Origin of the sequence: Paenibacillus sp. LS1 (genome assembly GCF_026013365.1) — a bacterium.
Taxonomy (GTDB): domain Bacteria; phylum Bacillota; class Bacilli; order Paenibacillales; family Paenibacillaceae; genus Paenibacillus.
Window position 1 is genome coordinate 125769 of record NZ_JAPDOE010000003.1, and the last position, 12657, is coordinate 138425.

Consider the following 12657-nt stretch of genomic DNA (forward strand, 5'->3'; position numbering starts at 1 on the left):
TGATTTGTAGTTAAGTGTATAATTAGAAGCACTAGATCCCGAAATCACGATAACAGTGAATTCGGGACCTAGTGCTTTCATTTTTCAGGAAGAACAGGAGTAACTGTTCATGCGTTCCTTTTATTTGTAAGATACAAACTAGGAATTAGAATAATTACGAGAATAACGCTGGATAATAGAAATCCGGCATGGTACCCCTTCAACTCATTTATGACCGTTGGTTGCAACCCTTGTATGACCGTTGCAACCACCGTCGCGATAATAGCTGAGCCAAAGCTTGAACCAAGATTCTCAATCATATTAATGCCCACACTCGCTTCAGGGAGCTGTGTGCTATCAAGCCCAGTGTATGCTTCACTTGTTAACGGCAGACTAATCCCTCCAATACTCGCACCACGAATGAACAATATAACGGAAATCCAGATCATACTTGTTTTATCAGAGATGAAAATAAGCGGAATTGAACCAATGAGAGAAAGAAATAAACTGACGATCACTACATATTTGGGTCCAATTTTATCAATCATTTTTCCAAGTAAAGGCCGAGTAACAAGCATCCCAACCCCTTGGGGGATAAGAGCAACTGCTGTTTCAATCGCCGTAAAATGGCGAAAGTTTTGAAAGAATAGCGGGAGGATTAACATCGGGCCCATAAGAGCAATATTTGCCATAAACAAGCCGGCACTTGAAGCAGCAAAACTTTTATAAGTAAACAAACTCATGGGCAGGACCGTTTGATTCTTGCGAATGAGATTATAAGCCATATATATGACAGCCAAACCCACACCAATACCCACCCATAAGATCGTTTCATTATTGTTAAACGTAGCATGTTCCGCAGCTCTCGTTATCCCGTAGATTAAAGCCCCGCTCATGGAAGACAAATTAATAATGCCAAACAGATCAAGCTTATTCTCTTTGTTGAAAGGTTCAAAGTCAGGAATTGTTTTCATCATTACTGGCGCAGCGATCAACACGATGAACACGTTAATGAAGAAAATCCATTGCCAGGATGCCCCCTGAACGATGAATCCTCCAAGGACTGGACCCAGAATAGGGCCGAAGATCATAGGCGTACTTACGATGGCCATCACTTTTCCCAAGTGATCTTTCCCTGCCGTTTTCACCAAGAGGGTAAACATGAGGGTCGTAATCACCCCTGCGCTGAACCCTTGAAGTAAACGAAAGAAGATAAAACTCGAAATGTTCCAGCTAACACCTACTAAAATAGAAATCACTCCAAATAGGATAACAGCACCAATGAAAATCTTCTTGCTATTAAACTTGTTCATAAGCCAACCGGAGATGGGAACTGCCATGGCAAGAGCCAGAACATATCCTGTAATGGCCCATTGAATAATATTTAAGGTTGTATTGAAATCATGTGTTAATTGATCTATGGCAATATTCACCATGGTAGAGTCAAGCATAGGTGCAATGGCTCCAAGAGCTATAGCCCAGGCTGCAATGAGCACCTCTTTGGGTAATTCAGTGGTTTTGACGTTTTCTTTAGTCATATGTGTCTCCTCTTTGTATTATTGTTTCCTTTTCAACAAAAAATGTAACTCTTTTTTGTTTCCTTGTCAATAATAATTATTCAAATAAAAAAGCAACCTACCCTCGATTAGAGTAGGTTGCTTTTTGTATTCCCCTTCCATTACACACATCTATCTAAATGTCCAAACCCTGTTTCTTTATCTCTGCGTCCAAATGTTTGCTGTATTTCTCCATAAACCTGAGCATTCCATCTAATTGCGCTTCGGTTACCTGCTCAAACACAGCCTGATCCCGCTTTTGAAATTCTTGGTGAAGTTCCTCGTGAATACCGAATACAACAGTCCCTTTCTCGGCCAGTCTGAAATAGACTTCTTTCTTGTTCTCCGGCTTCTGGTAGACTTCGATCAATTTTTTTTCGATAAGTTTCTTCGTCAATTTACTTATGGCACCCTTGGTCATATACAGCGACTCTGCAAGCTTTGTCACATTGGGATCGATATTCTTTCCAATATATTCAATGCAATGAACTTCGGAAGACTTATAACCACGAAGACTGGCTTCCATCTTCGACTTGTTAATCCAGACCAGTTTATTAAATAATTCTCTGAAATGATCAGTCACTTGTTCTTGTTTATTCATAGCTATATACACCCCACGTGAGTTATAACATGCATTGAACGAAAGCAGAAACATGAGGGTCTCATTCCTCCGGTTTCTCCTGTCTCCAATCATAAGCTTCTTCATCAAAAAGCATACACATACACCTTGGTACGCAGGGCATCCCGGCATGTTATTGTGCGTAGCGGTTCCTTGCCCGGCAGGGCAAAACAGACGCTAATCACCCTGGCACCCGGCGGAAGCTCCCGACTGAACTTGTCCAGAAGTCGGGTCATCGCTCCCGGAAACAGATAACAGATCACACAATCCGCATGTTCATAGGAACTGATGTAGATATCCCCGCGCATGAAGCGCAGTCTGCCCTTGAGAGAGTGCTGTTTCCCCTTGGCTCGACGTAAGCGAACACTGAGATAAGCAATTATCTGGGAAGACCATAAGGGGATTCTCGAATTCTCAATCCCGGTCAGCCGTTTACCAGGACAATGCCTTACAATATCCAGTCCCAGCGTGCCCCACCCGGAACCCGCTTCAAGCACATCGCCGTACCCCGGAATACGGTTTACCTCTTGAATGACCACCTGCCTGACGCGGCCGGATGTAGGCATCGGGGAAATCCCGTTTTTCCAACTGACAAGTACGATGGATATGACACATATCAATGTCACCACAGCAATCAGCCATGGAATTAGATGAACGATGAACATAGCATCATCCCTTTGTCATCACGCATTCATTCGGGCACATGAGACTTCATGTATACCCCTTTTTTGTACACAGACTTAATCGTAAAATGTACACCCAGCTTGCGATTCGTCCGGTAGATAAGCGAGTTAATCTCGTCGATCCCTACCGCTTCACTCTCCAGCATACTACGCTCTGGCCACACCTGAGCCACAATTTGTTCCCTTGTCACAAAGTGGTCCAGTTGACTATACAGCAGCTTGAACAGCTGATACTCCTTCTTGGACAGCGGAATCTCCACTTCACCGATCTGTACGGTTTGCAGGTGATCCTGTAAACGCACACCCTCACCCAACAGATCCGACAGACGATATTCCCTTGTCTCTCCAAGGTCACCTTCCGTGCGAAGCTGGATCAGGCCATTGACCAACGTCAGGCTGTCTCCCTCGCCAAACGGATATTTCTCATAAGGAACGAGGCGCTGCCCGTTCAGTTCGGTTCCATTTTTGCTATCTAGATCCTCGATCCATAGCTGTTGCTGTACATCATAATGAATGCGGCAATGCCGCTTCGATATCATCTGATTATAAACAGACAAGTCCAATTCACTTCCGCCTGTGTAACGTCCCACCGTAATGGAGCGACCTTGGCTTACATAAGCGAACGAGCCGTCACTTTCCTGTCCTGGCGTACGAATGACGATTTTTGCCGTCTCCCGCATATTATTCTCCCACCTTCAACGATCACTCGATCTCTATAAGAGGTTGTTCAAAAAGCCCATCTTCTCGGTACTGAAAACCGGTCTTTTTGAACACGTACTATACACATTTCGTTAATAATAATGATAAATTCATCAGATTTGCTCCATTGTTTGCCCCGCTATAGTTCAATATAGTGGTATACAGGAACGATTTATGTTTGGTTCTACTCACTCTACTATACCAGACGTTGTGCTTTTTTTCTCATGACGACCGGATGTCTACTTTAGTCCATTCAACAAGAGAGGTACCTTCCAATGAACAAAAAAAACATTTTCATATACGTGCTGCTCGCCTTCGCCTTGTCCATGACATTAACCGTGCTCTCCCGTATGAACGATGATGGCGGAGAATCACTGAAAGGCACATCGGCTACCGAAATTTCATGGTTACAAATGAAGATCCAGCCCTAGTCTACTCTATTATAACGTGATCTCCGCACAAAACGTTTCACGAATGTCATATTAGGCTGAGCCATAGACTCACATCAATAAGGCCCCAGATTGCTGTTCACAGCAGCCCGGAGCCTCATTTTAATCCAAAGAATCTATATTACACGATAGATCGTCTATGCGTTTGAACAACACAGATAACGACTTATTTGCCTAATCGAAGCGAAGTCGACAGTGGACACCCCCACAAACACTCAGGTCAACGCCGCTTCTTTCTCACGTCGAATTTCCTCCACACATACACGATAAGAGCTACAGGGCCAGCAAGCCATAACAGTTGCCAAAGCATGATTTTCAGGTCAAATCCCACTTCGAATCCCTCCCCATATAATCGCAAATGCTACTTCTATCGTTCGTATCCAAGTTAGTCTTGTTCTTCCTCAGGCACATTAGGTTCATCGCCAAGCTTCGCTGTCTCTCTGGACTGTATTTCCTCCATCCGGCTGGACACCTTCTGATACAGGTAAGAGATCCCAAGCAAAAGTACGCCGAAGCTGAAATAGGCAAAGATTTTGCTGCCCGAGGTAAGCATTCCCACATCATAGAACACCATCTTCCCCGTGGCAAACAACGTTAGGCCAAGGCCCAAACGCCGAATCATCACATATTTTCTACGGAATCCATAGGCAATATAGAGAATCGCCAGCAGCAGATAGATCAGGCTGAACATCAGCCCCACATCACCCCAATGGAACTGGATCGTCAGGAAGACGGTGATGACCCCTAGCAGATATACTCCTGCGATAACCGGGTACCATTCAATGCTCTTGAACTGCCCACGGATGCCTGCAATCAGCAGATCCCTTCCTGCAAAGAATACCCCTACATTAAAGATTATTAGCACCAGCAAACCAACAATTTCTGCCGCCGTATGCTGCTGAACTTCCGGCTGAAGCGCCGGCATGGTTAAGGTGACAGCCAGTGCAATACAGCAACCAATGGCATGCAGGAAGGTGGTATACCCCTGTACGTATCGATCATGCAGCAGCTTCACCTTGCTCAGTCCATAGGCCAATGCAATTGTGAGCGCTGCAAACATGAGCAACTTGTAGAACATGTATAACAGGAACGTCCCATCGGCAGCTCTGGTATACAATTCATTCGACTCATACAGCACGTATAACCACAGATTCGCAAGTGTCACATACTTGAATCCGTTCAGGAAACCCAGCTCCAGTGCGCTGTAATTGAATCTCTCCCTGGAAGATGAGTTGCTGTGAACTGCCCAAGCATAATACAGTGTAATAAGCACAGTTCCCAGCGTGATGCTGGAGTATTTTAACATAAAATAAGAACGTTCCCCGATGAAGAATAACGCCAGCAGGTCATAGTACACGAAAGTGAATAGACATAGGAGCACAATGCCCCATCCGGCACGTTCCACCGATTTGAGCCGTTTCAGATGTCCAAGCGTAACCAGCAGAACACCCTCGATCAACCAGCCCATTGATAACCACTTGGCCCCGAACTGGAACGGAATAATCAGAATGGCGAACGTCAGGGAAGTGACATAAAAGAGTAATATCGTCTGTTTCTCCTGAGCCATATTGCGCTGGACGAATCGTGCGAGGCCCAGATACACCACGCAGAAGATCAACGCCAGCAAGCCCTGAGCATCATTCCACTCCGCCACATCAAATAACACGTATAACATCAGACAGCTAATGCTCGTATTCATAGCGAGTAGAGCGAAATCCCACCAGGTTAACTTCATCCGGTGTTTGAATGGATATGCCAGCGTAATGCCCAGATATAATGCAAACGTCACTATGGAATACAACATGCCAATCTTCTCACTTGGCGACAGCCATAAGAGGATGAGCATAGACGGTGTATTAAATAGGAAACTGATATAGTGCACCACCGGCCACCGTTTGCCAAACGAAATGAAAACAATAATGCCGTTTAAGAGCAGCAGATAGATCATAGCTACATAGACAGCAGGGCCTTCAAGCCCGAACGAGAACATGTAGGAGAATAACGGAAGATACCCGCCCACCAAACCTAGTGAACAGATGGTCTTCGACTGGTATCTCAAGGACAACAATACGGAGATTGCCGATACCAATACAGACAAGCCAAGTCCCGTATATAACCCGATGATATGCAGTAAGAAGTAACTATAGAAGATGGAGCCGAACAACACGGAGATCCCACCGCCGAGCAGCCCCATTGCAAACGTCTGCCTTTTGCGGCGGAATAGCCACTCTCCTCCAGCAAGCATTAGCGCACCTAGCAGGAAAAAGGCTCCGCTCTTCATCTCGTCATTAAACCAGGTCGAGTACGAGTATTGGAACGCTGCTCCAACCCCCAGAATGAGGAGCAGGATGGCAACCTTGTTGATCCAGCTAAGTCCAATCTTCATCTCCATGCGATTCTGCTTGATCCGGCGCTGAATGGTCTCTTCGCTCAAGCCCTCCTCCGCCATCTGCTCATATCCACGTTCCATGTGCCCACGCAGAGCCTCTTCTCTCTCCCGGACGGCTCGTCTGTGCGATTCAATGCGCTCATTTACCTCTGCCGCAAGGTAAGCAATCCTCTCCTTCACCTCGTGAGAATCCTCTTGCAACTCCTGTGCGGCCTGGTTGTACAGCGCGTTTAGATTGGACTTGGTTCGATGTTCATGGAATGCAATTCGATCATTATGTACCGCTGTTTTCCCTTGAAAATACGTCTCCATCTTCTCCCGGGATACCCGGATCAGATTCAGCTTCTCGTCCAGCATCTGTTCGGATAACGCCATGCGAAGACGTGCATTCTCTTCTTCCATCTTGCGCGAGCGAAGTTCAAGCTGTTGCAGCTTGAGCTTGTGGGCTTCGTACTGTTCCTGCAATTGTTCATTCTTAACGATCAGGTCATCGGACTCGTATTCCTGGAGCAGGGCGTTATACTCCTTCGCCAGTTGCTTCTGCTGCTCCTGAACCTGCCCAAGCCGTTCCTTAAACTCCTTCATGAGTTTCCTCCGTTGGTTGATGTTTAATCTTTTCCCTATATTTTACTATATGTATGCCATAAAAAGAGGTTTAAACATTAGATATATCTGTACAATATTCCATCTGTAGGATTTCAAACGCAAAAAAGCCGGGAAGCAACTACTTCTCCCGACTTATATTCATATGAGCTTTGCACAAGAATCGATGCTTATGCTGCATCAGGTGTATCTGCCTGGTCCGCTGACTCCGGTTCAATAATCTCGGTCGCATCAGGGTTCAGCCAACTGGCGATCATGCCACGCACATATTGCAGATCGTCCTCCGACAGATCGTAGAACCATACGCCACTGCGCGTCGCACCTTCCCCCTTCAGCATGTAGTTGCTGATTGTTGGTGCACTGTCTTTCATATATAAGGACTCGGCAAACTTCACGATGAAGTCCGAAGTCATGTTGGTTGTAAAATTCGATCCGGCAATCTGAATCACATCCGGGATCTTGGTCAGATTTTTGACCTCCAGCGCACGATTCATGAAGGCACTTAAGAAAATCCGGTGACGCATCGTCCGATTAAAATCGGAATCTTCCCGGTAACGCACATAACCAAGCGCTTCTTCGCCGCTATAGATCGGTTTGTTCGCTTCAACGAACAGCTTCTCATGCGCTTTTGATTTGTTCTCAATGTTCTTTTTGATCGGCAGTTCAACACCGCCCACCGCATCAACAATATCCTTGAGCCCGTTAAAATTAATCGCAGCATAGAAATCCACTTTGTTCCCCAGCAAATTCTCCACCGTATCCATCGCCATCTTGGCTTCACCGTGGGCATAAGCTGAATTGATCTTCGACTTCACATCCCGGCCGACGATTTCGGTATAGGAATCACGTGGAATGGACAGCAGCAGCACTTTATTGTCTTCTGGACGCACGACGGAATAGATGATGGTATCCGAACGGCTTGGTTCGTTATCGCGTTGGTCAATACCAAGCAACAACAGTGAGAATGGGTCCGTATGTTCTACAACAGGGGCATCCTTATTGCCAGCTGGTTTAAAGGAGTCATCCAAGGCTTCCTTCACCGTACCTGAGGCGAACATGTTAAAGGCAAACACGACGAGTTGCTTTTGATAGATAAATCCGAGTCCTCCCAACACAAGCAGCACACTTAGGGTGATGATCAATGGCTTCATCCATTTCTTCTTCGGTTTCTTCGGCTTCCGTCTTGTTAAATGTGCGGCACTGTTTTCCATCATATCTCCTTTAATAACGGGTTCTTAGAATCATTTAACTATATTAATAACACGTTTTCAATAGATTACGTTATAATCTGCATTACATAAATGTACATAAAGGGAGCGATGAATGATGGAATATCGACGTTTGGGCAATAGTGGTCTGCGTGTGTCGGCACTGGGGCTCGGTACCAATGCGTTTGGCAAACGCGCGGATGAAGCAACTTCTACCCGCATTATTCATGCAGCGATGGATCAGGGTATTAACTTTATCGATACCGCCAATATCTACGCAGGTACGGAATCGGAACGTATCATTGGACAGGCTCTCACAGGTCGACGGGAAAACGCGGTGCTTGCTACCAAAGCCGGCTTGCCCCGGCATGATGGTCCTCATGGGCGGGGTTCCTCCCGCTACCATTTGCAACAAGAGCTGGAACATAGCCTGCGGCGTCTGCAAACGGATTATGTGGATCTGTACCAGATCCATACCTTTGATCCGCATACACCGCTGGATGAGACACTACGCACACTGGACGATATGGTCACTTCCGGCAAAGTTCGTTACATCGGAGCCTCCAACTACGCAGCCTGGGAGCTGATGAAAGCTCTGGGGATCAGTGAACAGAAAGGTTATGTGCGCTACATCTCTACCCAAACCAGCTACTCTCTGGCAGACCGTACACCTGAGCTCGAACTGGTTCCGATGTGTCTCGATCAGGGGGTAGGCATTATCCCCTATTTCCCACTAGCAGGCGGTATTCTGACAGGTAAATATAACGGACAGACCCGTGTGCCTTCTGGTTCCAGAGCAGACACCGATCCGTCCTTCAACCGTTTCCTGCTGGAGCATAATATCCAACTAAGTGAACAAGTGAGCGCTAAAGCTGCCTCTTATGGCTGCTCCCCAAGTGTGCTGTCGCTCGCATGGCTACTGACACGTCCAGCTGTATCCACAGTGATTGTGGGCGCTACACGCACCGAACAGCTGGAACATAATATGGCTAGTCTGGACATGTCACTGCCCGATGAGCTGTTGGCCGATCTGGATCAGATCAGTGACTCTTTCCGTCGCCGCGAGCCGTTTGCATCCTATCGAATCGATTAAAACAACTGAAATAAACCTCCTGACGGATAAAGTCAGGAGGTCTATTTGTATTTTGTAGCAACGCTATAATTATTAGTAATTAGAAAAACTTCCAGTTCCACTACATTATGTAGTTTAATAAAATAAAAAAATTATATTATGGATTAGCCCTCTGTTTTTTGGCGAAGAAACTCCTGCATGATCTCCAAATACTCTCCCTTACGATCATCCAAAGTTTCGAAGAATGCCTTGTCCGATTCCTCAACAAGATGAATTCCCTCCACAGCCAATCGGGTTCCTTCTTCCGTTGTTGTGATAATATTGGCACGCGTATCCGTCTGATGACGAGCGCGGGTAATTAATCCTCTCTTTTCAAGCGCACGCAGAACCTGAGAAGTCACGTTAACATCCACCTTGGCAAACTGAGCAATCTGAACCTGAGTTACTCCTTTGCCTTCCTCATCGTGTTCATTGAGCCATAAACAGGCGTGCAACAATACAAATTGGGGCTGTGTTAGTTCGAGTGGCTCCAACACCCGACGTACTTCCTTTTGCCACATCGCTGTAACCTGCCATAGCAGGTATCCCGGGCTTTCTTGTGCGTTTTTATACTGTGAGCTTGTCATTTCATACCTCCATGATGTGCGACCTTGTGCAACAGAATATGTATCCATCAGACATTACAGTAAGTCCGTTATTCATATAACGATGATGGAAACACATCCGTTGCAACTCTGTGTGTTCTTCTGCAAAAATATTTAGCGCGTAGGAATGAACTGCTTCACCCATTGTCCGAATCCTTGCGGATTGCGGCTCTGTATAAGAATGGTTCCTTCTCCCCGGAACCGACATACCAATCCTTCTCCACTTGTAACACTGGATAACCAGCCCTGTGAAGCTTTCTCAATGCGGTAATCTACATAATGAGGCCATGCCACCAAATGGGCGTTATCCACGATCATTTCTTCACCTGCGGCCAGATTGATCGCATGGATTGCACCATAGGAAGACAAAAATACGGTTCCACGCCCACTAATCTCAATAATAAAGAAACCCTCTCCCGAAAAGAGACCTTTCTTCAGGTTTTGCATTTTGGTATTCACCTGAATGCCTTCAGTTCCTGCCAGAAATCCGTCTTTCTGCACATAGAGTGAATAGGAACCGTCCAATTCAACGGCTTCCACATCCCCCATGCTTGAAGGCGAGAGTAGAATCTCTGCTGATCCACCAGCAGCCGTCAGTTCCTGAAAGAAGAACTTCTCCCCGCTCAGCATCCGACCGAACCCGGCAAACATCCCACCTTCTGCTGAACCCTTCAGTTCAACCGTCGGAGTCATGGATACCATCGCACCACTCTCGGCCTTGAACCGCTCTCCCCGCTGCAAATGTACTTTAAGCATCGCAAAAGCACCATCATATAGAATCTCATAGTTCACGGTTGCACCAGCTCCCTATTGTCTGAGTTAAAATCATTGAGCCCATTGTCCTCCAGCACTGCTGATTTATCTCCGTATTCCTTTACAATATGCTGATCTCCCCAATTACAGAGCGCATTGAGAATTGGTTCCAAACTGCGGCCATAATCACTCAATTCGTACTCCACTTTGGGAGGGACCTGATTATATACAATCCGGTTCACGATCCCGTCGTTCTCAAGCTCCCTCAGTTGCTGTGTTAACATTTTCTGTGTAATTGCGGGCATAATACGCTTGAGATCACTGGTTCGCTTTTTCCCATGTGTCAGGTGACAGAGAATGACGCATTTCCATTTGCCACCGATCACCTCAAGGGTAGCTTCAACCGAGATGTTATATTTTTTTCGAACCATAACTTGCTTCCTCCCTGATGAATTGGATTACTTCCGTCGCATGCTGTATAGGCACCAAAAAGTACGTAGGGTACTAAAAAGTACGTACTATTCAATCTATACCGAATAACTCATAATAGCATTTGCCGGTACGTAAATCTACATTCTGGGGAGTTGAGCAAGAAATGTTACAAGATTCAAAACGCAGCACGTGGGCACTGCTAGCGTTGGCCATTAGTGCGTTCGCGATCGGTACCACAGAGTTTATCAGCGTCGGGCTACTGCCCCTCATTGCGGATGATCTCGGCATTTCCGTAACTACAGCGGGACTGACCGTTACTTTATATGCCTTAGGTGTTACCTTTGGGGCTCCTGTTCTGACCTCACTGACGTCTACCGTATCACGCAAAACACTACTGCTTGCCATCATGGTTGTTTTCATTGCGGGTAACACGATGGCTGCACTATCGACGGGAATCACCATGTTGCTCATTGCACGAGTGGTATCCGCTCTGGCTCACGGCGTATTCATGTCCATCGGTTCGACTATTGCAGCCGATCTGGTACCTGCCAATCGCAGGGCGAGTGCCATTGCCATCATGTTCTCCGGTCTAACCATTGCCACAGTAACCGGTGTACCTCTCGGTACACTCATCGGTCAACATTGGGGTTGGCGCGCTGCCTTTATCCTGATTGTTGTGGTTGGCCTCGTTGCGATGATCGGGAACCTGATACTTGTGCCATCCACGTTGAAGCGAGGAGCACGAACGGCATTTCGGGATCAGCTAAAGCTGGTTACAGGTGGGCGCTTACTGCTTGCTTTTGCCATTACTGCTGTTGGGTACGGAGGAACATTTGTTGTCTTTACGTATCTGTCCCCGTTGTTGCATGATATCAGCGGCTATTCCGAGAAAACGGTAGCGTTCATTCTATTGTTGTACGGAATCGCCATTGCAGTCGGTAATATCATCGGCGGCAGAGCAGCCAATCGCAACCCGCTCAAGGCGCTCTTCTACATGTTCATCATTCAGACCATCATTCTGGGCATCATGTACTTTACGGTCCCATTCAAGTTGGCAGCATTGCTCACCATTATGGGCATGGGATTGCTGGCCTTCATGAATGTGCCTGGTCTTCAGATGTATGTTGTAACCTTGGCTGAACGATATGCACCACAGGCCAAGGATGTAGCCTCAGCCTTCAACATCGCAGCATTTAATGCAGGCATTGCCATAGGTGCCTATCTGGGTGGCGTGATCAATGACTCCATCGGGTTGATTCACACGACATGGGTCGGCGCTTTGATGGTTCTCATAGCCGTCATCCTGACTGCATGGGCTAAAATGCTGGAAAGCAAGGCTCAACAAGTACCAGCCGCCTAAATGGTGGAGAAAACTTCGTTCTAAGTTTCATTCCGACCAGGGGCGTAGCCTTTTGTATATCGGTTCCGGTCAATGAAGGGAACCGGTTTCAAATCGTATTTTACTATACTATATACGTTGAGCCCTATTTGATCTAGTATGATTTGATTTTGTATGATGAAATAACGGCAATTCAGCTTGAAATGACTGATTTTTACACATTTGAAGGAGG

At 46.4% G+C, this 12657-nt stretch carries 12 protein-coding genes; 3 read left to right on the forward strand and 9 right to left on the reverse strand.

Annotated features, from left to right (window positions below):
* Window positions 1-107: 107 nt before the first annotated feature.
* From OM416_RS15950 to OM416_RS15965, 4 genes are all read right to left on the reverse strand, one after another.
* A complete protein-coding gene (locus OM416_RS15950) occupies window positions 108-1517 on the reverse strand; it encodes an MDR family MFS transporter (RefSeq protein WP_264930983.1) in 1410 nt (469 codons plus the stop codon).
* A 154-nt stretch (window positions 1518-1671) separates the two neighbouring features.
* Window positions 1672-2136 carry a MarR family transcriptional regulator gene (locus OM416_RS15955; protein WP_264930984.1) on the reverse strand — a complete coding sequence of 155 codons (465 nt, stop codon included), beginning with the start codon at window positions 2134-2136 and terminating at the stop codon, window positions 1672-1674.
* 104 nt (window positions 2137-2240) lie between these two features.
* Complete coding sequence (locus OM416_RS15960) at window positions 2241-2819, reverse strand: class I SAM-dependent methyltransferase (RefSeq protein ID WP_264930986.1); 579 nt, start codon at window positions 2817-2819, stop codon at window positions 2241-2243.
* A 26-nt stretch (window positions 2820-2845) separates the two neighbouring features.
* Entirely contained in the window at window positions 2846-3517 is a 672-nt protein-coding gene (locus OM416_RS15965; protein WP_264930988.1) for an FHA domain-containing protein, read from the reverse strand.
* 294 nt (window positions 3518-3811) lie between these two features.
* Here OM416_RS15965 and OM416_RS15970 point away from each other — a divergent pair, with 294 nt between their 5' ends.
* Window positions 3812-3967 (forward strand): hypothetical protein, encoded by a 156-nt coding sequence (locus OM416_RS15970; RefSeq protein WP_264930989.1) that lies wholly within the window; start codon window positions 3812-3814, stop codon window positions 3965-3967.
* Between the two features lie 403 nt (window positions 3968-4370).
* On the opposite strand, the gene OM416_RS15975 is transcribed toward OM416_RS15970, so the two are convergent.
* Both OM416_RS15975 and OM416_RS15980 read right to left on the reverse strand, forming a co-directional pair.
* Window positions 4371-6959 (reverse strand): DUF2339 domain-containing protein, encoded by a 2589-nt coding sequence (locus OM416_RS15975; RefSeq protein ID WP_264930990.1) that lies wholly within the window; start codon window positions 6957-6959, stop codon window positions 4371-4373.
* A gap of 188 nt (window positions 6960-7147) precedes the next feature.
* The gene (locus OM416_RS15980; protein ID WP_319951915.1) at window positions 7148-8191 is read right to left on the reverse strand and encodes an LCP family protein; all 1044 of its coding nucleotides are present in this window, start codon (window positions 8189-8191) and stop codon (window positions 7148-7150) included.
* A gap of 112 nt (window positions 8192-8303) precedes the next feature.
* Here OM416_RS15980 and OM416_RS15985 point away from each other — a divergent pair, with 112 nt between their 5' ends.
* Window positions 8304-9278: an aldo/keto reductase gene (locus tag OM416_RS15985; RefSeq protein ID WP_264931500.1), complete on the forward strand. Its 975-nt coding sequence runs from the start codon at window positions 8304-8306 to the stop codon at window positions 9276-9278.
* A 143-nt stretch (window positions 9279-9421) separates the two neighbouring features.
* Here the strand turns inward: OM416_RS15985 and OM416_RS15990 are convergent, their stop codons facing one another.
* The 3 genes from OM416_RS15990 to OM416_RS16000 all read right to left on the reverse strand — a co-directional run bounded on the left by OM416_RS15990 (window position 9422) and on the right by OM416_RS16000 (window position 11085).
* Window positions 9422-9883 (reverse strand): MarR family winged helix-turn-helix transcriptional regulator, encoded by a 462-nt coding sequence (locus tag OM416_RS15990; protein ID WP_062836692.1) that lies wholly within the window; start codon window positions 9881-9883, stop codon window positions 9422-9424.
* A gap of 132 nt (window positions 9884-10015) precedes the next feature.
* Window positions 10016-10693: a TIGR00266 family protein gene (locus OM416_RS15995; RefSeq protein WP_062836691.1), complete on the reverse strand. Its 678-nt coding sequence runs from the start codon at window positions 10691-10693 to the stop codon at window positions 10016-10018.
* Complete coding sequence (locus tag OM416_RS16000; RefSeq protein ID WP_062836690.1) at window positions 10690-11085, reverse strand: winged helix-turn-helix transcriptional regulator; 396 nt, start codon at window positions 11083-11085, stop codon at window positions 10690-10692. Before OM416_RS16000 ends, OM416_RS15995 begins: the two co-directional genes overlap by 4 nt.
* Window positions 11086-11249: 164 nt before the next feature.
* Here OM416_RS16000 and OM416_RS16005 point away from each other — a divergent pair, with 164 nt between their 5' ends.
* The gene (locus OM416_RS16005; protein WP_264930991.1) at window positions 11250-12446 is read left to right on the forward strand and encodes an MFS transporter; all 1197 of its coding nucleotides are present in this window, start codon (window positions 11250-11252) and stop codon (window positions 12444-12446) included.
* The last annotated feature ends 211 nt before the right edge of the window (window positions 12447-12657 follow it).